The 23,348-nt window shown below is 71.7% G+C and carries 18 protein-coding genes; 13 read left to right on the plus strand and 5 right to left on the minus strand.

Annotated features, from left to right (window positions below):
• Nucleotides 1–34 precede the first annotated feature (34 nt).
• The 4 genes from VE546_RS07575 (at nucleotide 35) to VE546_RS07590 (ending at nucleotide 5,871) form a co-directional block, all read left to right on the plus strand.
• On the plus strand, nucleotides 35–787 hold the full coding sequence (locus tag VE546_RS07575) for a GntR family transcriptional regulator (protein ID WP_324919874.1): 753 nt from the start codon (nucleotides 35–37) through the stop codon (nucleotides 785–787).
• 168 nt (nucleotides 788–955) lie between these two features.
• Nucleotides 956–1,183, plus strand: coding sequence for an SPOR domain-containing protein (locus VE546_RS07580; protein WP_324919876.1), 228 nt, complete (start codon nucleotides 956–958; stop codon nucleotides 1,181–1,183).
• A 90-nt stretch (nucleotides 1,184–1,273) separates the two neighbouring features.
• Nucleotides 1,274–3,763 carry a SpoIIE family protein phosphatase gene (locus VE546_RS07585; RefSeq protein ID WP_324919878.1) on the plus strand — a complete coding sequence of 830 codons (2,490 nt, stop codon included), beginning with the start codon at nucleotides 1,274–1,276 and terminating at the stop codon, nucleotides 3,761–3,763.
• 323 nt (nucleotides 3,764–4,086) lie between these two features.
• On the plus strand, nucleotides 4,087–5,871 hold the full coding sequence (locus VE546_RS07590; RefSeq protein ID WP_324919880.1) for an ATP-binding SpoIIE family protein phosphatase: 1,785 nt from the start codon (nucleotides 4,087–4,089) through the stop codon (nucleotides 5,869–5,871).
• A gap of 50 nt (nucleotides 5,872–5,921) precedes the next feature.
• On the opposite strand, the gene VE546_RS07595 is transcribed toward VE546_RS07590, so the two are convergent.
• From VE546_RS07595 to VE546_RS07610, 4 genes are read right to left on the minus strand one after another with little or no spacing between them, the layout of a single operon-like run.
• Nucleotides 5,922–6,725 (minus strand): succinate dehydrogenase/fumarate reductase iron-sulfur subunit, encoded by an 804-nt coding sequence (locus VE546_RS07595; protein ID WP_324919882.1) that lies wholly within the window; start codon nucleotides 6,723–6,725, stop codon nucleotides 5,922–5,924.
• Nucleotides 6,722–8,659 (minus strand): fumarate reductase/succinate dehydrogenase flavoprotein subunit, encoded by a 1,938-nt coding sequence (locus VE546_RS07600; protein ID WP_324919884.1) that lies wholly within the window; start codon nucleotides 8,657–8,659, stop codon nucleotides 6,722–6,724. The genes VE546_RS07595 and VE546_RS07600 overlap by 4 nt, the downstream gene beginning before the upstream one ends.
• Before the next feature lie 16 nt (nucleotides 8,660–8,675).
• Complete coding sequence (locus VE546_RS07605) at nucleotides 8,676–9,497, minus strand: hypothetical protein (protein ID WP_324919886.1); 822 nt, start codon at nucleotides 9,495–9,497, stop codon at nucleotides 8,676–8,678.
• Between the two features lie 58 nt (nucleotides 9,498–9,555).
• A complete protein-coding gene (locus VE546_RS07610; RefSeq protein WP_324919887.1) occupies nucleotides 9,556–9,873 on the minus strand; it encodes a hypothetical protein in 318 nt (105 codons plus the stop codon).
• 319 nt (nucleotides 9,874–10,192) lie between these two features.
• On the opposite strand from VE546_RS07610, the gene typA reads away from it, so the two are divergent.
• The 6 genes from typA (at nucleotide 10,193) to VE546_RS07640 (ending at nucleotide 18,985) form a co-directional block, all read left to right on the plus strand.
• Nucleotides 10,193–12,058 (plus strand): translational GTPase TypA, encoded by a 1,866-nt coding sequence (gene typA, locus VE546_RS07615; RefSeq protein ID WP_324919890.1) that lies wholly within the window; start codon nucleotides 10,193–10,195, stop codon nucleotides 12,056–12,058.
• A gap of 662 nt (nucleotides 12,059–12,720) precedes the next feature.
• Nucleotides 12,721–13,755: an ABC transporter permease gene (locus VE546_RS07620; RefSeq protein ID WP_324919892.1), complete on the plus strand. Its 1,035-nt coding sequence runs from the start codon at nucleotides 12,721–12,723 to the stop codon at nucleotides 13,753–13,755.
• A 97-nt stretch (nucleotides 13,756–13,852) separates the two neighbouring features.
• Nucleotides 13,853–15,652, plus strand: coding sequence for an ABC transporter substrate-binding protein (locus tag VE546_RS07625; protein ID WP_324919894.1), 1,800 nt, complete (start codon nucleotides 13,853–13,855; stop codon nucleotides 15,650–15,652).
• Between the two features lie 122 nt (nucleotides 15,653–15,774).
• Nucleotides 15,775–16,752, plus strand: coding sequence for an ABC transporter permease (locus VE546_RS07630; protein ID WP_324919896.1), 978 nt, complete (start codon nucleotides 15,775–15,777; stop codon nucleotides 16,750–16,752).
• Between the two features lie 10 nt (nucleotides 16,753–16,762).
• Nucleotides 16,763–17,827 carry an ABC transporter ATP-binding protein gene (locus VE546_RS07635; protein ID WP_324919898.1) on the plus strand — a complete coding sequence of 355 codons (1,065 nt, stop codon included), beginning with the start codon at nucleotides 16,763–16,765 and terminating at the stop codon, nucleotides 17,825–17,827.
• A 12-nt stretch (nucleotides 17,828–17,839) separates the two neighbouring features.
• Complete coding sequence (locus VE546_RS07640; RefSeq protein ID WP_324919900.1) at nucleotides 17,840–18,985, plus strand: dipeptide ABC transporter ATP-binding protein; 1,146 nt, start codon at nucleotides 17,840–17,842, stop codon at nucleotides 18,983–18,985.
• A 93-nt stretch (nucleotides 18,986–19,078) separates the two neighbouring features.
• On the opposite strand, the gene VE546_RS07645 is transcribed toward VE546_RS07640, so the two are convergent.
• Nucleotides 19,079–21,286: a S9 family peptidase gene (locus tag VE546_RS07645; RefSeq protein ID WP_324919902.1), complete on the minus strand. Its 2,208-nt coding sequence runs from the start codon at nucleotides 21,284–21,286 to the stop codon at nucleotides 19,079–19,081.
• 309 nt (nucleotides 21,287–21,595) lie between these two features.
• Between VE546_RS07645 and VE546_RS07650 the strand changes: the two genes are divergently transcribed.
• The 3 genes from VE546_RS07650 to VE546_RS07660 are packed head-to-tail and all read left to right on the plus strand — an operon-like array spanning nucleotide 21,596 to nucleotide 23,128.
• The gene (locus VE546_RS07650; protein WP_324919904.1) at nucleotides 21,596–21,790 is read left to right on the plus strand and encodes a hypothetical protein; all 195 of its coding nucleotides are present in this window, start codon (nucleotides 21,596–21,598) and stop codon (nucleotides 21,788–21,790) included.
• 28 nt (nucleotides 21,791–21,818) lie between these two features.
• Nucleotides 21,819–22,739: an N-acetyl-1-D-myo-inositol-2-amino-2-deoxy-alpha-D-glucopyranoside deacetylase gene (gene mshB / locus VE546_RS07655; protein ID WP_324919906.1), complete on the plus strand. Its 921-nt coding sequence runs from the start codon at nucleotides 21,819–21,821 to the stop codon at nucleotides 22,737–22,739.
• Entirely contained in the window at nucleotides 22,736–23,128 is a 393-nt protein-coding gene (locus VE546_RS07660) for a DUF6113 family protein (protein WP_324919908.1), read from the plus strand. Before mshB ends, VE546_RS07660 begins: the two co-directional genes overlap by 4 nt.
• Nucleotides 23,129–23,348: the final 220 nt, after the last annotated feature.

Genomic DNA, 23,348 nt, shown 5'->3' on the forward strand with positions numbered 1-23,348 from the left:
CTGTTGCACAACGTCAAGCCGTTGGGAGGACACGGTGCCTTTCGGTGAGCAGCCCGCATATCTGCGTGTGGCCGGAGACCTGCGGCGGAAGATCGTCGACGGTACGCTTCCGCCGCGCACCCGGCTGCCGTCCCAGGCCCGCATCCGCGCGGAGTACGGCGTCTCGGACACCGTCGCCCTGGAGGCCCGCAAGGTGCTGATGGCCGAGGGGCTGGTCGAGGGGCGCTCCGGGTCGGGGACGTACGTGCGCGAGCGGCCCGTGCCGCGCAGGGTGATCCGCACCGGCTACCGGGCGGTCGGCGACGCCAGCCCGTTCCGGCAGGAGCAGGCCGACGACCGGGTGGGCGGCACCTGGGAGTCCTACAGCGAGCAGGAGGACGCCAGTCCCGCGATCGCGGAGCGGCTGCGGATCAAGGAGGGGGAGCGGGTGATGCGCACCCGCTACCTGTTCCGGGTCGGCGGCGAGCCGTCGATGCTCTCCACCTCCTGGGAGCCGCTGGCCCTCACCGGGCGCACCCCCGTGATGCTGCCGGAGGAGGGGCCGCTCGGCGGACGGGGGGTGGTCGAGCGGATGGCGGCCATCGACCTGGTGGTGGACAACGTGGTGGAGGAGGTCGGCGCCCGCCCCGGGCTGGCGGAGGAGATGATCGAGCTGGGCGGGGTGCCCGGGCACACGGTGCTGGTGATCGAGCGGACGTACCGCGCCGGGGGACGTCCGGTGGAGACGGCGGACGTGGTCGTCCCCGCGGACCGCCACCGCATGGTGTACCACCTGCCCGTGCGCTGACGCGCTCCGCGCGCCCCCTCCCCGCTCGTACAGGTGGCCGAAACCATGTCGCATCGTGCCAAGGCGAATGCGGTGAGTGAGACCCGGGCGTAGGCTCGGGCATATGCAGATCGGCAGATCGTTAGGGGACGGCGCACGGCACGGGGCGTGGGGCGCGGGGAGCACACGATGAGCGAGAGCGGGATCGCGCTCCCCTGGATGGTCATCCGGCAGGACGCGAACGGCAACCGCTACCGCGTCGGCCGGTACGCCACCCGCGCCGAGGCGCAGAGCATGGCCGAACGCCTGAGCGCGCACCGTCCGGGCGGCTCCGGCGCGGAGGGGGCGGACGGCGGCGCGGGGGAGAGGCGCTATCTGGTGGAGCGTCTGCGGCGCGGAAGCGGTGATCACGTCTGATGCCATGCACAATCGGGTATATGGACATTTAGTCCTCATTGGCCGGATCATGACGGTCTGGTGATGACCCGAGCATGGACTGAGGACGGTGTGAACGACACCCCCGAGACATTCCAGGGCGCGGTCGAGAGGGTGGCCACCTCGCTGCTCGACACCCTCCGCGTCGGTGTCGTCATGTTCGACACCGACGGGTACGTCCTGCTGTGGAGTCCCACGGTGGAGGAGATCCTCGGCTGGCCGGCCGAGCACATCGTCGGCCGGTACTACGGGGACTACCTCGTCCGCGACCCCTCCTCCACCGCCAACCCCATCGAGGCCGGGAGCATCTACGACGTCCTGAGGGAGGAGAAGTACTGGCGCGGCATCCTCCGCGTGCGCCACCTGGACGGCCACATCGTGGAGGTCGAGGGCCGGGCCTCGCTCATCACCCCGTCGGACGCCAAACCGTTCATTCTGGCCAACATCGTCGAGACCTCCCGGCTGCGCGCCGTCGAGCACGACCTCGCCGCCCTCGACGCCCTCTTCACCACCTCCCCGCTCGGCATCGCCGTCTTCGACACCGAGCACCGGTACGTCCGCGTCAACGAGGCGCTGGCCCGGCTCACCGGAAAGCCGGTCCCCGAGATCCTCGGCAAGACCCTCCACGAGGTGCTGCCCAGGCGCATGGCCGACGACCTCGCCCAGATCCAGTCGCTCGTGCTGGAGACCGGCCGCCCCGTCGTGGACACGGTCCTCATGGCGCCCGACGGACACGGCTGGCGCTCGGTGTCGTACGGCAGGCTCACCGGCCGCGACGGCCGGGTCCTCGGGGTCAGCTCCACGGTGATGGACGTCACCGAGCGGCGTGACGCGATGGAGAAGATCGAGCGCGCCCGCCAGCGGCTGAAGCTCCTGGACGACGTCGGAGTCGCCCTCGGCGACCTGCTGGACGTCCGCAGGATCGCCACGACGCTCGCCACCGCGCTCGTCCCGCGCTTCGCCGACTACTCCAGCGTGATGCTGTACAGCGCCGTCGCGTACGGCGGCGAGCTGCCCCGCCCCGACCACCCGCCGGACATCCCGCTGCTCCAGCTCGGCACCGCGGCCAAGAAGCGCGGCCCCGTCGTCGACCGCCTGCTGCGGACCGGCCAGGACATCGCCTTCGAACCGGACTCGGTCTTCGGCAAGGTGCTCACCTCCGCCGTCCCCCACCTGGTGATGTCCCAGCACGAGCTGCTCTCCGCCACCTATCCGGGCGACCCCAAGGCCCAGGCGGCCCTCGACCTGGGCATCCACTCCCTGATGGTCGTCCCCCTGCGCGCCCGCGACACCGTCCTGGGACTGCTGGTGCTCGGCCGGGCCGACGGCCGCGTCCCCTTCGACCGCGACGACCTGGCGCTCACCGTGGAGCTGGCCGGGCGCGCCGGGATCAGCCTGGACAACGCCCGCCTCTACGCCCGCGAGCGCGAGAGCGCCCTGATGCTCCAGCGCAGCCTGCTGCCCCAGCACGTGCCCTCCCCGACCGGCGTGCAGGTCGCCTACCGCTACGTCCCCGGCGGCAGCACCTCGGAGACCGACGCCGAGGCGGGCGGCGACTGGTTCGACGTCATCCCCCTCGCCGGCGGCCGGGTCGCCTTCGTCGTCGGCGACGTGATGGGCCACGGGCTGCGCGCCGCGGCCACCATGGGCCGCCTGCGCACCGCCGTGCGCACCCTGGCCGGGATCGACCTGCCCCCCGACGAACTGCTGCGCCGGATCAACGACATCGCCGACGACCTCGCCCAGGGGCCCGACGAACCCCTGATGGCCACCTGCGTCTACGCCGTCTACGACCCCTCCAGCCGCCGGTGCACCGTCGCCGTGGCCGGGCACGTGCCGCCGCTGCTGCTGGTGGACCGGCACACCGGCACCTGGAGCGTCGTCCCCGTCGAGGCGCCCTCCGGCGCCCCGCTCGGCATCGACGGCGTGGCGTTCGAGTCCACGGACCTGCGCGTGGAGGAGGGAGCGGTCCTCGTCCTCTACACCGACGGGCTGATCGAGCACCGCGGCGAGGACATCACCGAGGGCCTGGACCGCCTGGTGTCCCTGCTCGGCGGCCTCCCGGTCCGGCCCGGCCTGGAGGACATCTGCGACCACGTGCTCGCCGGCATGGACCCGGGCGGCGCCTCCGGCGCTCCCGGCGGCGTCGACGACGTGGCCCTGCTGGTCGCCCAGCTCGGCGGCCTCCCCGAGGGCATCGCCACCTCCTGGACCTTCCCCGCCGAGACGTACGCCGCGCGCCGGGCCCGGGAGGCCGTCCGCCGGACGCTGCACGACTGGGAGCTGGACCCGCTGATCGACGACACGGTGCTGCTCGTCAGCGAACTGGTCACCAACTCCCTGCGCCACGCGCGCGGTCCCATCGGCGTGCGGATGGTGCGCGGCACCACCCTGCTGGTGGAGGTCTCCGACCCGCTGCCCGTCCCGCCCCGCGAACGCACCGCCACCGTGGACGACGAGGGCGGACGCGGCATCCAGCTCGTCGCCCGCGCGGCGCGCCGCTGGGGCACCCGGCACGGCCCCATCGGCAAGACCGTGTGGTTCGAGCTGACGCTGCCCTGAGGGCACTGGGCTCGATTCCACCAGGTCCCGCCCCGGTCGTGACCACTTCGCGCCTTGACGCTGTGTCGAGAGCACCGGAAAAATTGCGCCTCGCCACGCCACGTGTCTCCGCTCTTTCCGCGGTGCCGCCGGGCCCGGTCCGCACGGCCGCACTGCCACGGCGTGTGGTTCGAGCCCACTCCGCCTGGTTAGGAGAAAGGGGGGAACGGGACCGGCTCGGGTCCTGTCGGAAGTGGCAGGGACCGTGCGGTGAACGGGACCGGTGTGTTCCGGGTGGTCAGTACACCTGGGAGGATGCTGGACCGGGACAGGAAGGGGCGGCGTTGAGCGACATTCCAGCCGAGGCGGGAAAGCCGGACGACGTACGCCGGGCCCTGGCCTTGCTGAACGCCGCGGGGGCCCGGATCGGCAACTCCCTGGACCTGGACACCACCGCCCGCGAACTGCTCGACGTCGCCGTGCCGCAGTTCTGCGACCTGGCCTCCGTGGACCTGTTCCCCGAGGTGTTCTCCGGGGAGGGCCCCCGGGCGGGCGAGGGCCTGGACGGCACCCGCCCGCTGCGGCGCGTGGCCTTCGCCAGCGCCGTCTCCGACGGCCCGATCACCCTCGGCCACCGCACGAGCGGCGCCCCCGACCCCGAGCCCGTCGAACTCGGCAGCATCCACCGCTACCCCGCCGGCTCCCCGTACGCCGACGCGCTGCGCACCGCGCGCGTCCAGCGCGCCGCGGGCACCCTGGTGCAGTCCACCCTCGCCGTGCCGATGGTCGCGCGCGGCCGGGTGCTCGGGCTGGTGCAGTTCTCCCGCACCAAGGGCAGCGAGCCCTTCGGCGAGCGCGACGCCGCTCTCGGCGCGGAGTTGGCCTCCCGCGCCGCCGTGTGCATCGACAACGCGCGGCTGTACCGCAGGGAGCACGAGCGCGCCCTGATACTCCAGCGCAGCCTGCTGCCGCCGGACGACCCCGAGGCCGCCGGCCTGGACATCGCCTGCCGCTACCTGCCGGGCAGTACGGCGACCGAGGTGGGCGGCGACTGGTTCGACGTCATCGAACTGCCCGGCCACCGCACCGCCCTGGTCGTCGGCGACGTGATGGGGCGCGGGCTGCGCGCGGCCGTGGCCATGGGCGAACTGCGCACGGCCGTACGGACGCTGGCCCTGCTGGACCTGGAGCCCGCCGAGGTGCTGGGCGCCCTCGACGAGATCGCCAGGGGGCTCGGCGCCCCCCGCGGCGGACGCAGCGAGCAGTCCGGCAGGTCCGCCGACCTCTCCGAGGTCTACCTGGCCACCTGCGTCTACGCCGTCTACGACCCCGTCACCCGCCGCTGCACCTTCGCCAACGCCGGCCATCTGCCGCCCGTGCTCGTCGAACCCCGCGAGGACGGCGACGACCAGCCCGCGCTGCTGCTGGAGGTCCCCAAGGGGGTACCGCTGGGCGTGGGCGGCGAGCCCTTCGAGGAGACGGAGGTCGAGCTGCCGGACGGCTCCCTGCTCGCCCTGTACACCGACGGCCTGGTGGAGTCCCGCTACCAGCCGCTGGACGAGGGGCTGCAGGCCCTGCGCACCACCCTCGCGGGTCCCGACCGCCCGCTGGAGGACGTCTGCGACGAGGTGCTGGGCGCGCTGGAGACCCACCACGGCGAGGACGACATAGCCCTGCTGCTGGCCCGGATCCAGGGGCTGCCCGAGGGGGCGGTGGGCGACTGGCAGTTGCCCGCCGAGCCCCGTTCGGTCGCCCGCGCCCGCGACCTGGCGTGCCGCCAGCTCGCCGCCTGGGAGCTGGACGACCTCAGCGACACCGCCGAACTGCTCGTCAGCGAACTGGTCACCAACGCGCTGCGCCACGGCGAGGGGGACATACGCCTGCGCCTGCTGCTGGACCGCACCCTGGTCTGCGAGGTCTGGGACACCAACCTGGTGCAGCCGCGCCGCCGCCGCGCCCGCGACACCGACGAGGGCGGACGCGGCCTCCAGCTCGTCGACCTGCTCTCGGCGGGCTGGGGCAGCCGCCGCACCCCCCGGGGCAAGATCGTCTGGTTCGAACTCAACCTCCCGGAGGACGGGGAGCCCAAACCCCCGGACACGGCGGAGGCCCTGCTGAGCATGTTCTGACGCCGGACGGCCCGGGCGGCCCGCCGTCGGTCGCGCCGCCGGCCGCGCCGTCAGCCGCGGCGGCGCCGGATCCTGCTGCCGAGCCAGACCAGCGGGTCGTACTTGCGGTCCGCCGCGCGCTCCTTCAGGGGGATCAGCGCGTTGTCGGTGATCCTGATGCCCTCCGGGCAGACCTCGGTGCAGCACTTGGTGATGTTGCAGTAGCCCAGGCCGTGCTCGTCCTGGGCCGCGGCCCGGCGGTCCAGCCCCCGTTCCGCGGCCGCGTCCAGCGGGTGCATGTCGAGCTCCGCGACGCGCATCAGGAAACGCGGACCGGCGAACGCCGTCTTGTTCTCCTCGTGGTCGCGGATCACGTGGCAGGTGTCCTGGCAGAGGAAGCACTCGATGCACTTGCGGAACTCCTGCGAGCGCCCGACGTCCTCCTGCATCATCCGGTACTCGCCGGGAGCCAGCCCCTCGGGCGGTACGAAGGCGGGGACCTCGCGGGCCTTGGCGTAGTTGTAGCCCACGTCCGTCACCAGGTCGCGCAGGACGGGGAAGGCGCGCAGCGGGGTGACGGTGACGGTCTCGGCGCGGTCGAAGACCGACATCCGGGTCATGCACAGCAGCCGGGGGCGGCCGTTGATCTCCGCGCTGCACGAGCCGCACTTGCCCGCCTTGCAGTTCCAGCGCACCGCCAGGTCGGGGGCCTGGGTCGCCTGGAGGCGGTGGATGACGTCGAGGACCACCTCGCCGTCGTTGACCTCGACGGTGAAGTCCTGGAGCCCGCCGCCACCGTCGTCGCCGCGCCAGACGCGGAAGTGGGCCCGGTAGCCGCCGTCCGCGGTGCCCGCACTCTCCTGCCGTTCGCTCACTTCGCCGTCAGCTCCTCGTCGGTCAGGTACTTCACCAGCTCCTCCTTCTCGAAGAGTGCGAGGAGGTCGGGGCGGATGGGCGGCATCTCGCGGCGGGTCAGGGAGATCCGGCCGCCGGACGCGCCGGACCCGCCGGGCTCCTCCGCGGCGAGCGCGCACAGCAGGTTCACGCGGCGCCAGGAGCGCTCCATCCCCGGATGGTCGTCGCGGGTGTGGCCGCCGCGGGACTCGGTGCGCTCCAGGGCGGCACGGGCCACGCACTCGCTGACCAGCAGCATGTTCCGCAGGTCGAGGGCCAGGTGCCAGCCGGGGTTGAACTGCCGGTGCCCCTCCACGCGGGCCCGCTCGGCCCGCTCCCCCAGGGCGGCCAGGCGCCTGAGCGCCTCGGCCATCTCGCTCTCGCGGCGGATGATGCCGACGAGGTCGTTCATGGTCTCCTGCAGCTCCCGGTGGACCGTGTACGGGTTCTCGGCCGGTCCCCCGGCGGCCCCGGTGTCCTCCGCGGTGCCGAACGGGCGCAGCGCCTCGGCCACCGCGGCGTCGACGTCCTCCCCGGCGACCGCCGGACGGTCGGCACCGGCCAGCGCCGCCGCGTACCGCGCCGCGTGGAGCCCGGCCCGGCGGCCGAAGACCAGCAGGTCCGACAGGGAGTTGCCGCCCAGCCGGTTGGAGCCGTGCATGCCGCCGGCCACCTCGCCCGCGGCGAACAGGCCGGGGACACCGGTGGCCGCGGTGGTGTCCGGGTCCACGTCCACGCCGCCCATCACGTAGTGGCAGGTCGGGCCGACCTCCATCGGCTCGGCGGTGATGTCCACGTCCGCCAGCTCCTTGAACTGGTGGTACATCGACGGCAGCCGCCGCCGGATCACCTCGGCGGGCATCCGGGTGGAGACGTCCAGGAACACCCCGCCGTGCGGGGAGCCCCGGCCCGCCTTGACCTCGGCGTTGATGGCGCGGGCCACCTCGTCGCGGGGCAGCAGCTCGGGCGGGCGGCGGTTGTGGTCGGGGTCGTCGTACCAGCGGTCGGCCTCGTCCTCGGTCTCGGCGTACTTGTCCCGGAAGACGTCCGGGACGTAGTCGAACATGAACCGCCGGCCCTCGCTGTTGCGCAGCACGCCGCCGTCGCCGCGCACGGACTCGGTGACGAGGATGCCCTTCACCGACGGCGGCCAGACCATGCCGGTCGGATGGAACTGGACGAACTCCATGTTGACCAGCGGCGCCCCGGCGAGCAGGGCGAGGGCGTGGCCGTCCCCGGTGTACTCCCAGGAGTTGGACGTCACCTTGAACGACTTGCCGATGCCGCCGGTGGCCAGCACCACGGCCGGCGCCTCGAAGACGAAGAAGCGCCCCGACTCGCGCTCGTAGCCGAAGACGCCCGCCACCCGCCCGTCCCGCTTCAGCACGCGCGTGACCGTGCACTCCTGGAAGACCTTCAGCCGCGCCTCGTAGTCGCCCGAGGCGCGGAAGTCCTCCTGCTGGAGGGAGACCACCTTCTGCTGGAGGGTGCGGATCAGCTCCAGGCCGGTGCGGTCGCCGACGTGGGCCAGCCGGGGGTACTCGTGGCCGCCGAAGTTCCGCTGGGAGATCCGCCCGTCCTCCGTACGGTCGAACAGCGCGCCCCAGGTCTCCAGCTCCCACACCCGCTCGGGGGCCTCGCGGGCGTGCAGTTCGGCCATCCGCCACTGGTTGAGGAACTTCCCGCCGCGCAGGGTGTCGCGGAAGTGGACCTGCCAGTTGTCGCCCTCGTTGACGTTGCCCATGCTGGCCGCGATGCCGCCCTCGGCCATCACCGTGTGGGCCTTGCCGAAGAGGGACTTGCAGATCACGGCGGTCCGCAGCCCCTGCTCGCGGGCCTCGATCGCCGCCCGCAGCCCGGCGCCGCCCGCCCCGACGATCACCACGTCCCACTGCCGGCGCGTCACGTGCGTCATCTCTGGTGCATCCCTCTCAGAAGAAGCGGGGGTCGGTGAACACGCCCGTGGCCAGCAGGTAGACGTAGAGGTCGCAGAGCGCGACGCTGACCAGCGACGCCCACGCGAGCTCCATGTGCCGTGCGTTGAGCCTGCTGACCCAGCCCCACATGCGGTAGCGCACCGGGTGCTTCGAGAAGTGCCGCAGCCGGCCGCCGACGATGTGGCGGCAGGAGTGGCAGGAGAGCGTGTACGCCCAGATCAGCACGGTGTTGACCAGGAAGACCACCGTGCCCAGCCCCATGTGGCCCCACTCGTAGTCCGCGTTGCGGAAGGTGAGCAGGGCGTCGTAGGTGAGGACCGCCGCGACGGCGACCGCGGCGTAGAAGAAGTAGCGGTGGCTGTTCTGCAGGATCAGCGGGAAGCGGCTCTCCCCGGAGTACTTCCGGTGCGGCTCGGCGACCGCGCAGGCGGGCGGCGAGGCCCAGAAGCCGCGGTAGTACGCCTTGCGGTAGTAGTAGCAGGTCAGCCGGAAGCCCAGGGGCAGGATCAGGATGACCAGGGCGGGGGAGAGGGTCCACCACCCGCCCACCAGGGCGGCGTTGGGGCCGCCCTCCATCGGGACGCAGTTCTCCGACAGGCACGGCGAGTAGAACGGCGAGACGTAGGGCGCCGCGTAGTAGTCGCCGTTCGCGAAGGCCCGCCAGGTGGAGTACACGACGAAGGCGAGCAGTCCGGCGACGGTGGCGGCCGGGGCGAGCCACCAGCGGTCCGTTCTCAGATGCCGGTCGGCGATGGCGGCGCGCGTGCGGCCGCGCACGCCGCCGTCGTTCGGATGGGGTTCGGTACCAGTGGCCAACGGGCTTCTCCGGGGGTCTCCGGGCGGGGGCGTGAGGCGGCTGGGCCGTGCCCCGCCGCTACGGCGTGCGCCGGTCGCGCGGTGCCCCGAGCCCCTCGTCCTCGGCTCCGGCCCACAGCGCGCTGTCGTACGGGGTGTCCGGGACGATCACGACGTCCGGGGGACTCTCCCCGTCGAGCGCCCCGCCGAGCGCCCCGTCGCGCGGGCGCGGTACGGAGGCGCGGAGCAGGGCGAGGCTCTCGCGCAGGTGCTCCGTGTCGCTCCTGACCCGCCGGATCTCCAGCCCGCCGCCGACCTCCCGCTCCATCCGGCCGATGGTGCGGGCGAGCTCGTCGAGGCAGCGCTGGGCCGTTGTCAGCTCGTCCTGTAACGACATGACGTGCCCACCTCCCAGGGGTGGTGCTGGCATGACCATGGGAGTGTCGCGCGTCACACTCCTCTTGTGAAGGGCGCCGCGGCGGTTTCCCGGAAGGCGGGGGAAAGTTCCCGGCCACCGGGCGGACGCCGGCCCCGCCGGCCCGCCCCGGCCGGCGCGGGCGGACGCGGGGAGACGCGGGGGCGGGCCGGCGTGCCCCGTCCACCGGGCCCGGGCCCGTACCATGGGAGGACGAAGGCCGTGGCGATGATCAGCCCGGCGGGCGCGCGACGAGCCGGTCGCGCAGCCATCCACGACCCCCGGGAGAAGCGCCCCCAGCATGCCCACGCGCCACGACATCCGTAACGTCGCCATCGTCGCCCACGTCGACCACGGCAAGACCACCCTGGTCGACGCCATGCTCAAGCAGGCCGGTGCCTTCGCGGCACACCAGCACGTGGACGACCGCGTGATGGACTCCAACGACCTGGAACGCGAGAAGGGCATCACCATTCTCGCCAAGAACACCGCGGTCAAGTACCACCCCAAGGACGGCGGCGACCCCGTCACCATCAACATCATCGACACCCCCGGCCACGCCGACTTCGGCGGCGAGGTGGAGCGCGGCCTGTCCATGGTGGACGCGGTGGTGCTGCTGGTGGACGCCTCCGAGGGGCCGCTGCCGCAGACCCGCTTCGTCCTGCGCAAGGCGCTCCAGGCCCGGCTGCCGGTCATCCTGTGCATCAACAAGACCGACCGCCCCGACGCCCGGATCGACGAGGTCGTCGACGAGACCTACGACCTCTTCCTGGACCTGGACGCGGACGAGAGCCAGATCGAGTTCCCGATCGTCTACGCCTGCGCCCGCGACGGCGTCGCCTCGCTGACCAAGCCGGAGGACGGCACCGTGCCGGCCGACAGCGACAGCCTGGAGCCGTTCTTCACCACCCTGCTGGAGACGGTCCCGGCACCGGTGTACGAGGAGGGCGCCCCCCTGCAGGCGCACGTCACCAACCTCGACGCCGACAACTTCCTCGGCCGCATCGCGCTGTGCCGGATCCGGCAGGGCACGCTGCGCAAGGGCCAGACCGTGGCCTGGATGAAGCGCGACGGGTCCGTGCAGAACGTCCGCATCACCGAGCTGCTGATGACCGAGGCGCTCACCCGCAAGCCCGCCGAGGAGGCGGGCCCGGGCGACATCTGCGCGGTCGCGGGCATCTCCGACATCATGATCGGCGAGACCCTGGCCGACCCGGAGAACCCGGTGGCGCTGCCGCTGATCACGGTGGACGAGCCCGCCATCTCGATGACCATCGGGACGAACACCTCGCCGCTGGTCGGCAAGGGCGGCAAGGGCCACAAGGTCACCGCCCGCCTGGTGAAGGACCGGCTCGACCGGGAGCTGATCGGCAACGTCTCGCTGCGCGTGCTGCCCACCGAGCGCCCCGACGCCTGGGAGGTCCAGGGCCGCGGCGAGCTGGCGCTGGCCATCCTGGTGGAGACCATGCGCCGTGAGGGCTTCGAGCTGACCGTCGGCAAGCCCGAGGTGGTCACCAAGGAGATCGACGGCAAGGTGTACGAGCCGGTCGAGCGGATGACCATCGACGCCCCCGAGGAGTACCTGGGCGCCATCACCCAGCTCATGGCGAGCCGCAAGGGCCGCATGGAGACGATGACGAACCACGGGTCCGGCTGGGTCCGGATGGAGTTCGTGGTGCCCTCGCGGGGCCTGATCGGCTTCCGCACGGAGTTCCTGACCGAGACGCGGGGCACCGGCATCGCGCACAGCATCTTCGAGGGCCACGAGCCGTGGTTCGGCGAACTGCGCACCCGCAACAGCGGCTCGCTGGTGGCCGACCGGGCGGGGGTGGCGACGCCGTACGCGATGCTCAACCTCCAGGAGCGCGGCACGCTCTTCGTCGAGCCGGGCACCGAGGTGTACGAGGGCATGATCGTCGGCGAGAACTCCCGCGCCGACGACATGGACGTCAACATCACCAAGGAGAAGAAGCTCACCAACATGCGGGCGGCCGCCGCGGACACCACGGAGAACCTGGTGCCGCCGCGCAAGCTGTCGCTGGAGCAGTGCCTGGAGTTCTGCCGCGAGGACGAGTGCATCGAGGTGACCCCGGAGACGGTGCGCATCCGCAAGGTCGTCCTGGACCAGAAGGAGCGCGCCCGCGCCGCGGCCCGCGCCAAGCGCTGAGCACCCGCCCCTCCAGGCGGCGCAAGAGGGTGCGAGGGGGCGCCCGGACGTATGGTCCGGGCGCCCTTTCGCGCCGCGCCGGAGCGCGCGGAACGTCCGGCATCCGGGGGGCCCGGGGCGTGCGCCGCGGGTACGCTCGGCGTATCGGCGGGGAATGCCGCCCTTGAGGTGGTATGGGTCCGGTGAGAGGAACCCCGGACACCGAGGAGACAGTCATGTGCGGAGCCGTGCGCCCGACCGGCGCCCCCGCGGGGCCCCCGGTCCGCCGCGACCGTGACGGCCGCCCGGCGGGGCCCGTCCGCCGTGCCCGCGGGGCCGGAGGGGGAACGCCGTGGGGCCGGAGCCGTGGTCACCGGACGGTCGTACGCAGTTCAGAACCGCGCGTTCGTATATCGGCGCAGCGACAGCTAGGTTGCGGATTTATTAACGTCTTTACGGGTTCAATCTGACTATATGTCCGATCGTGACTGACGGTGTCAAGCACGTTAGGACCTCGATCTGCCAAACCTTCGCTCAAGATGTGAGGAGCGGGCCCGACGGAGGGCCTGGACCTCTTGACTGGGCTGGGAGCCGATTGCGAAAGTCCCGCTCAGCCATGGCATTTCGCAGTGCCGAAGAATGAGCGGGTTCCGCCAACACCCACAGCGCGGGGGCGCAACGCGATGACGAGTCCAACCCAGGCCGCGACGGTCGGGGCCGACAACCCTGGCCCGGACACCGAGAGCCTGAGCAAGGAGCTGACGGCCGGCAACGGCGAGCTCGCAGGCCGGTCGCCCGGCCAACTGATGTGGATGCGCTTCAAGCGTGACCGTACCGGCGTGATCAGTGCCTGCGTAGTGATTTTCTTCTTCGCGATCGCTGCTCTCGCGCCGGTGATCTCCTGGCTCTACGGCAAGGACCCGTACACGCTGTACGGCCAGCAGAACTACGAACTGCTGGACGAGTTCGGCTTCCCGGCCGGCCCCAACGGCGGCATGTCGTCCGAGCACTGGTTCGGCATCGAGCCCGAGCTCGGCCGTGACGTCTTCATGCAGCTCCTGTACGGCATGCGGACCTCGCTCTACACCGCGCTGGCGGTGACGATCCCCATGGTGGTCACCGGTGTGCTGATCGGCCTGGTCGGCGGGTACTTCGGCGGGAAGGTCGACTACTGGCTCGGCCGGTTCACGGACTTCATGATGGCCCTGCCCAGCCAGCTCACCCTGATCGCGACGATGCCGGTCGTGGTGGCGGTCTTCGTGTCGCCCACCGAGGAGACCCCGGTCTACGTCCGGGCGTGCGCGATCATCATCGTCCTGTGGATCCTCGGCTGGATGGGCATGGCGCGCCTGGTGCGCAGCCAGGCGCTCACCCTGCGCGAGCGCGAGTTCGTGGAGGCGGCGAAGGTCTCGGGCGCCTCGCCCTGGCGGATCATCCGCAAGGAACTCCTCCCGAACCTGGTCACCCCCATCCTGGTGCAGGCCACCTACATGCTTCCCTCGGCGATCCTGACCGTGGCCTTCCTGTCCTACGTGGGCGTGGGCTACGTGGAGCCGACGCCGGACTGGGGGCGGATGTTCAAGACCGCCGCCACCATCTACGAGAACGACCCGACGTACATGTTCTTCCCCGGCGTGGCCATGGTGATCTTCGTGGTGGCCTTCAACCTCCTCGGCGACTCCGTGCGGGACGCCTTCGACCCCAAGTCCGGACGCTGATCGCGTCCAAGAGGGGGGCTGCCACCCCAATACCGGGTGACCGGACGCGACAGGGCAGCAGACGGATCCCAACTGACAGGCAGGTGCAGCAAGCATCATGAATCCCATCCGATCGCGCAGAGCGCGCGGCGCACTCATCGCCCTCGCGGCAGGCTCGCTGGTGCTGACCGGCTGCGGCGGCGGCAGCGACAACAAGGACGGCGGCAAGGACACCGGCGTCTCCAAGGAGGAGGCCAAGGCCCAGGCCCTCGCCGTCGAGTACGGCGACGCCGCCGCTTCCAAGGGCCCGGCCGCGGATGTCGAGGGTGCCAAGGAGGGGGGCACGATCCGGGTCTACCAGGAGGACGACTTCTCCCACCTGGACCCGGGTCAGATCTACGTCAGCGACGCCAACCAGCTCTCCTCCCTGATCCACCGTGGTCTGACCACGTACAAGGAGGACGGCAAGGGCGGCATGACCGTGGTCGGCGACCTCGCCACCGACTCCGGCAAGGAGTCCGACGGGGGCCGCACCTGGACGTACACCCTCAAGGACGGCATCAAGGACGAAGAGGGCGACCCGATCACCTCGAAGGACGTCCGCCACACCATCGAGCGCCTGTACGCCCCGCACATCACCGACGGCCCGATGTACATCCAGCAGTGGCTCTCCGGTGACGGCACCACCTACCGCAAGGCCCTGCCCGACGGTCCGTACAAGGGCAAGCACCTGCCGGACTCCGTCCTGGAGACCCCGGACGAGAAGACGATCGTCTTCCACTTCAAGGAGCCCCGTCCGGACCTCCCGCAGGCGCTCGCCATGGCCGGGTACTCCATCGTGCCCGAGGAGGACGACACCAAGGCGAAGTACGACCACGCCCCCGTCGCCCTGGGCCCGTACAAGATCGCCGAGTTCAAGCCCGGCAAGACCATGCAGCTGGTCAAGAACACCGAGTGGGACCCGAAGACCGACCCGGTGCGCCACCAGTACGTCGACGGCTGGAACATCACCTTCAACCACAGCCGCGCCGACCAGACCGAGCGCATCCTGTCCGACCAGGGCGAGTCCAAGAACGCCATCCAGATGAACGGCTCGGTGGACTCCACCAAGGTCCGGCAGGTCATCCAGCGGGCCAACAACCGCACGATCAAGGGCTACCAGCCGTACGTGTGGCAGCTCAACATGAACATGGACCGCATCAAGGACAAGCGGATCCGTGACGCCATCACCTACGCGCTGCCCAACGCCCAGATCCTGCGGCCCGACGGCGGCTCGTACGGCGGTGAGCCCGCCGGCGGTCTGCTCGCCCCGACCCTGCCGGGCTACGAGGACGGCTACGACCCGTACGGCAAGCTCGACAAGCCCAACGGCGACCCGGAGAAGGCCAAGCAGCTCCTGAAGGAGGCCGGCGCCGAGGGCATGAGGCTCGTCTACGGCTACGCCAACGTGCCGCACCGCCAGAAGCAGGCCGTCATCATCGAGAAGGCCCTGGAGAACGTCGGCTTCGACGTCCAGAAGAAGGACATCGACCAGGCCACCTGGTACGAGCAGGTCGGCAAGGTCAAGAACGGCCTGGACATCTACATGACCGGCTGGGGCCAGGACTGGCCGTCCCCGTCCACCGTCATCCCGCCGTCCTACGACGGTGAGCAGATCGCGGACGGTTCGGCGAACTACTCGCACATCAACGACAAGCACGTCAACGCCGAGTCCGACCGGATCCTGAAGATCCAGGACCCGGAGGAGGCCACCGCCGAGTGGGTCAAGCTGCACAAGTACATCGTGGAGAAGGTCAACCCGGCCGCTCCGCTGTACTACACCAAGCAGCTCCAGATCTACGGCTCCAACATCGGTGGTGCCCGGTACAGCACGGTGAAGAGCTACATCGACCTCACCCGCCTGTACCTCAAGAAGTAACCGGCCCAGGCTCAGGCGGTGGGTTCCCGGGGAGCGCGCTCCCCGGGAACCCACCCGCGGGCTTTCGCTCCGCTCGTCCCCTCCCGTCGTTGTCGCCGTGCTGAGAGCAGCGAACCACCACCATGTTTAAATTCCTCCTTCGCCGGTCGCTCGGCGCCATCGTCATCCTGATCCTGATCAGCGCCTTCACGTTCTTCATGTTCTTCGCCATCCCGCAGGACCCGGCCATGCTGGCGTGCGGCAAGAACTGCACCGAGCCCGCGCTGGAAATCATCCGCAAGAACCTCGGGCTCGACCAGCCGGTCCTGGTGCAGTACTGGGAGTTCATGAAGGGCATCGTGGCCGGGCGCGACTTCTCCGTCGGCCACTGCGACGCGCCCTGCTTCGGCGTCTCGTTCGACGACAACCAGATGGTCTGGGACACGATCATGGACCGCCTTCCGCTGACGGTCTCCCTCACCGTCGGCGGACTGGTCATCTTCCTCACCCTGGGCGTCGGCGCCGGCATGATCGCCGCCCGCAAGAAGGGCACGCTGATCGACAAGACGTTCAGCTCCGCCTCGCTGGTCCTCAGCTCGATGCAGATCTACTTCCTCGGCCCGATCGTGCTGGGCGTCCTGGTCTACAGCACCGGCTGGATGTCGGCCCCCAAGTACGTGCCCTTCACCGAGGACCCGGGGGCCTGGTTCGTCGGCCTGCTGATCCCGTGGTTCGTGATGTCGCTCATCTTCACCGCGAACTACACCCGTATGGCGCGCTCCACGCTGATCGAGCAGTTGCAGGAGGACCACGTCCGCACGGCGAAGGCCAAGGGCATGTCCCAGCGGTACGTCTTCTTCCGCTACGCCTGGCGCGGTTCGCTGACCCCGATCGTCACCATCCTGGGCATCGACCTGGGCGCGCTGCTCGGCGGCGCGATCGTGACCGAGTTCACCTTCAGCCTGGCCGGCGTCGGCCGCCTCGCCGTCAACTCGGTCCTCAACAAGGACCTGCCGCTGACCATGGGCGTCATGCTGGTCAGCGCCGCGTTCATCCTGCTCTGCAACCTTGTCGTGGACGCCGTCTACGGTCTCATCGACCCGCGCGTGCGTCTGTCCTAGGAGAACGACCGTGACCACACTCACCAAGACCGAGGACGCGTCGTCCCCGACCGGGGCGGGTTCCTTCCTCTCGGTTCGCGACCTCCACGTCCGGTTCTCCACCGAGGACGGCATCGTCAAGGCCGTGAGCGGCCTCTCCTTCGACGTGGAGCGGGGCACGACGCTCGGCATCGTCGGTGAGTCCGGATCCGGGAAGTCGGTCACCAACCTCGCCATCCTGGGCCTGCACAACCCGCAGTCCACGGAGATCACCGGCGAGATCGTGCTGGACGGCCAGCAGTTGATCGGGGCGCCGGAGAAGACGCTGGAGTCGCTGCGCGGCAACAAGATGGCGATGATCTTCCAGGACCCGCTGACCGCGCTGTCGCCGTACTACACCATCGGCCGCCAGATCGGGGAGCCGTACCGCAAGCACATGGGGGCCTCCAAGCGCGAGGCGCGCGAGCGCGCGATCGAGATGCTGGGGAAGGTCGGCATCCCCAACCCCAAGACGCGGGTGGACGACTACCCGCACCAGTTCAGCGGCGGCATGCGGCAGCGCGCCATGATCGCCATGGCGCTGGTGTGCAACCCCGACCTGCTGATCGCGGACGAGCCGACCACCGCCCTGGACGTCACCGTCCAGGCCCAGATCCTCGACCTGCTCAAGGACCTCCAGCAGGAGTTCGGCTCGGCGATCATCTTCATCACCCACGACCTGGGCGTGATCGCCAACATGGCGGACGACATCATGGTGATGTACGGCGGCCGGGCGGTCGAGCGCGGTACGGCCAGGGAGGTGCTGCGCGCTCCCCAGCACCCGTACACCTGGGGGCTGCTCAGCTCCATGCCCCGGCTCACCGGCGACGTCGGCCAGGAGCTCAGGCCGATCGAGGGCACCCCGCCCAGCCTGCTCAACCCGCCGTCGGGCTGCCCCTTCCACCCGCGCTGCGAGTTCAAGGACAAGGTGCCCGGCGGGGTGTCCTGCTCCCAGGACAGGCCCCTGCTGCCCGAGGGGCGCGGGGCGGCCTGCCACCTGACGGCGGAGCAGAAGCGGACCTACTTCATCGAGCAGATCAAGCCCCGGCTGGGCTAGGGAGACCGAGAGATGAGCGACGAACTCACCCTGACCAAGCCGGAGAGCGCCGCGCCGCGTACCGGCGAGCCCCTGATGGAGGCCAGGGGGCTGACCAAGCACTTCCCGATCAAGGGCGGCTTCCCGATCCGGCGGACCGTCGGCGCGGTCCAGGCCGTCGACGAGGTCGACCTCACCGTCTACGAGGGCGAGAGCTTCGGCCTCGTCGGCGAGTCCGGCTGCGGCAAGTCCACCACCGGACGCCTGCTGACCCGCCTGCTGGAGCCGACGGGCGGCACGATCACCTACCGGGGCCGGGACATCACCCACGCCAAGCGCAGGGAACTGGCGCCGATCCGGTCCGAGATCCAGATGATCTTCCAGGACCCGTACTCGTCGCTGAACCCGCGCCAGACGGTCGGCACGATCATCGGCGGGCCGATGGAGATCAACGGCATCAACCCGCCCGGTGGCCGTGAGAAGCGGGTGCGGGAGCTGCTGGAGATCGTCGGCCTCAACCCCGAGCACTACAACCGCTTCCCGCACGAGTTCTCCGGCGGCCAGCGGCAGCGCATCGGGGTCGCCCGCGCCCTGGCCCTGGAGCCGAAGCTGATCGTGGCCGACGAGCCGGTCTCCGCCCTCGACGTCTCCATCCAGGCGCAGGTCGTCAACCTGCTCCAGCAGGTGCAGCGCGACATGGGCATCGCCTTCGTCTTCATCGCCCACGACCTGGCGGTGGTCCGGCACTTCTCCCAGCGCGTCGCGGTGATGTACCTCGGCAGGATCGTGGAGGTCGGCGACCGCGACTCGATCTACACCCGGCCGCGGCACCCGTACACCCACGCCCTGCTGTCCGCCGTGCCCGAGGCGGTGCTGCGCGACGAGGACGAGGGCGAGCAGCGCGAGCGCATCCGGCTCGCCGGCGACGTGCCGTCGCCCATCTCGCCCCCCTCCGGCTGCCGCTTCCGCACGCGCTGCTGGAAGGCGCAGGACAAGTGCGCGACGGAGGTGCCCCCGCTGGTGCGGATCGAGGGCAACGCCGAGGGCCACCTGACGGCGTGCCACTTCCCCGAGGAGGGCAGCGTCACCCGGGACGCGGAGATCGTGCTCGACCCGGGGCTCGCCGCCATGGAGGGCAGGGACGGGAAGGACGGCGGCCCGGCCGCCAAGACCTCCTGAACCGGCCGTACGCGCACGGGTGCCGCCGCGGCCGGGCCGCGGCGGCACCCGTGCGTCGTGCCGGGGGACGGCCGCACCGCCGTCAGGCCGCCGTCACGCCACCCCCAGCGACCGCTTGAGGAAGGCGACCTGGAGCAGCAGCAGGTTCTCCGCGACCTGCTCCTGCGGGGTCATGTGCGTCACCCCGGACAGCGGCAGCACCTCGTGCGGACGGCCCGCGGCCAGCAGCGCCGAGGACAGCCGCAGGGTGTGGGCGGCCACCACGTTGTCGTCCGCCAGACCGTGGACGATCATCAGCGGCCGGTGCCGCCCGGCCGGCGCGGACAGCCCGTCGTCGGTGACCAGGGAGTTGGCCGCGTACACCTCGGGCCGCTCCCCGGGCAGGCCGAGGTAGCGCTCGGTGTAGTGGGTGTCGTACAGCCGCCAGTCCGTCACGGGCGCGCCCGCCACGGCCGCGTGGAAGACGTCCGGGCGGCGCAGGACGGCCAGCGCCGCCAGGTAGCCGCCGTAGGACCAGCCGCGGATGCCCACCCGGTCCAGGTCCAGCGGATGGGTCTCGGCCAGCGCGTGCAGCGCCTCGACCTGGTCGTCCAGGGTGACGCCCGCCAGATCGCCCGCCACCGCCTTCTCCCAGGCGGGGGAGTGGCCGGGGGTGCCGCGGCCGTCCGCGACCACCACGGCGAAGCCCTGGTCGGCGAACCACTGCGAGGTCAGGTGCGCGTTGTGCGCGGCCACCACGCGCTGGCCGTGCGGGCCGCCGTAGGGGTCCATCAGGACCGGCAGCACCCCGTCCCCGTCGCGGTAGCCGGTGGGCAGCAGCACGGCGGCGGGGATCCGGCGCCCGCCCGCCCGCAGCAGCCGGGGGCGGGCGGTCAGCACGGGGGTCTCGGCGTGGGAGGCGATGACCGCCGGCGGCTCCGGGGCGCCCCCGCCGCTCCCGGGCAGGCGCAGCACCTCGGCGCGGGAACCGGGGCGGTCCGGGGTCGCGGTGGAGAGCACCACCGTGTCCCCGCCGCGGACGGCGGAGGCGACGTGCGGGGTGCCCTCGGGGGAGACCCGCTCCCAGCCGCTCCGGCCGCCGCGGAACCAGGCCCGGTAGACGGCGATCTCGCCCACCGGGGTGTCCTCGGGGGCCTCCGGCCCGGCGGAGGCGGAGAACAGCACGTCCTCCTCGCCGATGTCCAGCACCGCCCGCACGTGCAGCGCGGCGGAGGTCAGCGGGCGGTCCCCGACCACCAGGACCCGGGCCCCGTCCCGGTCCGCGATCCGCACCAGGCGCCCGTCGGGCGCCCAGGCGGGCACCCCGGGGAACAGCTCCAGCCACGCCGGGTCCTGCTCCTCGTGCAGCGGCGCGGTACGGCCGGTGGCGGTGTCCACGGTCAGGTGGAGCTGGCTCTTCTGGTCGCGGGACTGGACGAGCAGCAGGGGCGGTCCGGCGGCCGACCAGTGGACGCGCGCCAGGTACGGGTAGCGGTCCCGGTCCCAGACCACCTCGGTGCGGCCCGCACCGCCCCCGTCCGCCGCACCGGCCGCGTCCCCGGGGCCTTCGAGGTCGATCAGATGGAGCGTCACCTCGGCGTTGGGCGTGCCGGCGGCCGGGTAGGCGACCCGGGCCGGCTCGCTGCCGGGGTGGGCCGGGTCGGCGATCCACCAGCGGCGCACGGCCGAGTCGTCCACCCGGGCGGCCAGCAGCCGGGTGCCGTCCGGGGACCACCAGAAGCCGCGGGAGCGGTCCATCTCCTCGGCCGCGACGAACTCCGCCAGACCCCATGTCGTACGGCCGCCGCCCGGGGTCTCCTCCGGCTCGGCCAGCACCCGGTCGGAGCCGCCGCCGGCGTCGGTCACGCGCAGGGCGCCGCCCGCCACATAGGCGATGCGCCGTCCGTCCGGGGACGGGCGGGGGTCCACCACCGGGGTGGGCGTGGGCAGTTCGCGCGCGGTGGCGGTGCGCAGGTCGGCGGTGAACAGCCGTCCCGAGAGGGCGAAGGCCGCCGTCTCCACCGCGGAGTCGGTCGCGTAGCCGACCACCCCGGCCGACCCCTCGCGGCTCCGCTCGCGCCGGGCGCGCTCCTCCGGCGACAGCTCCTCGTCCGCCCCGCCGAGCAGGGCCACGGGATCGGCCGCCACGCGCTCCCCGGGCCCGTCCGGGGCGAGATCCCGCACCCACAGCAGGTTCGCCCGGTCGGTGCCGCCGCGGGAGCGGAGGAAGACGATCCGGGAACCGTCCGGTGCCACGGTGAACGCGCGCGGCGCCCCCAGGGTGAAGCGCTGCGTCCTGGCGTACTGGCGTGGAAACGACATGACCATGGCCCGAGCGTACGGCGTGGACCCGCCCGCCTCCCGGTGCCGCCGCTCCCCGCCCTTCCGGCGCCCCCTGCGCACCCCGCGTCCGCCGCTGCCCGGCCGCCCCCGGCACCCCGTCACGGACGGGCGTGACCAAGGTCACAGGGGTGTGCGCCCCTCTTCTGCATCCGTGCACCGATCCATGCCGTCTAACGGAAAGTTAAGATCCGTTGCGCATCGTCCGTGATGGGGTATGTAGTTCCTGACAGTCCCCGTCGTACAAGTGTCCTGTCCCGTTCGACCGCGCGCTCTTGGAGGTGAACCGCCGTGGCACTCTCGATTTCGGCGGTGGTGCTGCTGGCGATCATCGTCTTCCTGCTGATCAAGAAATCAGGGCTGAAGGCCGGGCACGCCCTGGTCTGCATGCTGCTGGGCTTCTACCTGGCCAGTTCGTCCGTGGCGCCCACGATCAGCGAGTTGACCTCCAGCGTTGCGGGGATGATCGGCGGCATCAAGTTCTGACGGGCGCGCGCGGCGTAGGCTCGGCACCATGACCGAGCTTCCCGCGCGCCGCCTGATGCTGGTCCACGCGCATCCCGACGACGAGTCGATCACCAATGGCGTCACCATGGCGCGATACGCCGCCGAAGGGGCGCACGTCACCCTGGTGACCTGCACGCTGGGCGAGGAGGGCGAGGTCATCCCGCCCGCCCTGGCGCACCTCGCGGCCGACCGCGAGGACGCGCTGGGCCCGCACCGGATCGGCGAACTGCGTTCGGCCATGCGGGAGTTGGGCGTGGCCGACCACCGCTTCCTCGGCGGGCCGGGCCGCTACCGCGACTCGGGGATGCTCGGCACCGGGGCCAACGAGCGCGCCGACTGCTTCTGGCGGGCGGACGTCGACGAGGCCGCCGCCCACCTCGTGGAGGCGATCCGCCAGGTGCGCCCCCAGGTGCTCGTCACCTACGACCCCGACGGGGGCTACGGCCACCCCGACCACATCCAGACCCACCGGGTGGCGATGCGCGCGGTGGAACTGGCGGCCGACCCGGCGTACCGCGACGGGCGGGGCGAGCCGCACCGGGTCGGACGCGTCTACTGGAACTGCGCCGCGCGGTCGGTGGTCGAGGAGGGCTTCGCCCGGCTGCGCGCCGACGGCGGCGGTCCGTTCCCGGACCTCGCCTCGGCCGACGACGTGCCGGGGGTGGTGGACGACTCCGAGGTGGCCGCCGTCATCGAGGGCAGCGAGGCCGAGGCGGCCGCCAAGGCGGCGGCGATGCGCGCCCACGCCACCCAGATCGTGGTGGCGGACTCCCCGTCAGGTCCCGCCCGGTCCTTCGCCCTCTCCAACCGGTTGAGCCAACCGCTTCTGCACACCGAGCACTTCCGGCGGGCCGACGGCGTCGTGCCGGCCGAGCCGGTGCGCGACCTCTTCGAAGGCATCGTGGAGACCGAGGGAGCCGCGGGATGAACGCGAGGGCGGGACGGATCGCCGCGTACGCCGTACTGGCCGTGCTGGGCGGGGTGGTGGCCCTGGCGGGCGCGCTCGTCCAGGCCGGCTGGTTCCCGCTGGGGCTGCTGCTGGCGCTCGGCGGGGCCGTGGCGCTGTTCTACGGCGGCGCGCGGCTCACCCGTACGAAGGTGGGCGCGGCGGCACCGGCGGGCGGGTGGATGCTGGCGGTGCTGCTGCTGACCACCACGCGCGCCGAGGGGGACTTCCTCTTCGGCACCGGAGCGGGCACCTACGTCTTCCTGCTGGGCGGGATGTTCGCCGCTGTGATGTGCGCCACGGTCGCACCGTCCGAACACTTTCCCCCACCGATCGGCGGGCGCGGTGAAAGCGGTATGCAGGCGCGGTGAAGCGGTCGTGAAACGGTCGGCGACGATCGGCCCGCGGTCGACAACAGGCCAGGACATGGCCCACAATCCGCCGGGTGATATGCCGGTATGACCCCGCCGCGGGCCGTACCGGGACGGTGATTCGGTACTCCCGGGGTTCGTGGCGGCGGCCCCCAGTAAGGTGGTGCGCGCCGGCGAGCCGCTCGTGCGAGCCGATCGGAACCATGGCGGGCGGCGAATC

It is taken from the genome of Streptomyces sp., assembly GCF_035644915.1.
Lineage (GTDB): Bacteria > Actinomycetota > Actinomycetes > Streptomycetales > Streptomycetaceae > Streptomyces.

Excerpts from the sequence above, each read along its gene's own strand:
- VE546_RS07630 (WP_324919896.1), top strand. The coding sequence starts at position 15,775 with ATGTTTAAATTCCTCCTTCGCCGGTCGCTCGGCGCCATCGTCATCCTG.
- VE546_RS07645 (WP_324919902.1), bottom strand. The coding sequence starts at position 21,286 with ATGTCGTTTCCACGCCAGTACGCCAGGACGCAGCGCTTCACCCTGGGG.
- VE546_RS07620 (WP_324919892.1), top strand. The coding sequence starts at position 12,721 with ATGACGAGTCCAACCCAGGCCGCGACGGTCGGGGCCGACAACCCTGGC.
- VE546_RS07625 (WP_324919894.1), top strand. The coding sequence starts at position 13,853 with ATGAATCCCATCCGATCGCGCAGAGCGCGCGGCGCACTCATCGCCCTC.
- mshB (WP_324919906.1), top strand. The coding sequence starts at position 21,819 with ATGACCGAGCTTCCCGCGCGCCGCCTGATGCTGGTCCACGCGCATCCC.
- VE546_RS07660 (WP_324919908.1), top strand. The coding sequence starts at position 22,736 with ATGAACGCGAGGGCGGGACGGATCGCCGCGTACGCCGTACTGGCCGTG.
- typA (WP_324919890.1), top strand. The coding sequence starts at position 10,193 with ATGCCCACGCGCCACGACATCCGTAACGTCGCCATCGTCGCCCACGTC.
- VE546_RS07640 (WP_324919900.1), top strand. The coding sequence starts at position 17,840 with ATGAGCGACGAACTCACCCTGACCAAGCCGGAGAGCGCCGCGCCGCGT.
- VE546_RS07600 (WP_324919884.1), bottom strand. The coding sequence starts at position 8,659 with ATGACGCACGTGACGCGCCGGCAGTGGGACGTGGTGATCGTCGGGGCG.
- VE546_RS07610 (WP_324919887.1), bottom strand. The coding sequence starts at position 9,873 with ATGTCGTTACAGGACGAGCTGACAACGGCCCAGCGCTGCCTCGACGAG.
- VE546_RS07580 (WP_324919876.1), top strand. The coding sequence starts at position 956 with ATGAGCGAGAGCGGGATCGCGCTCCCCTGGATGGTCATCCGGCAGGAC.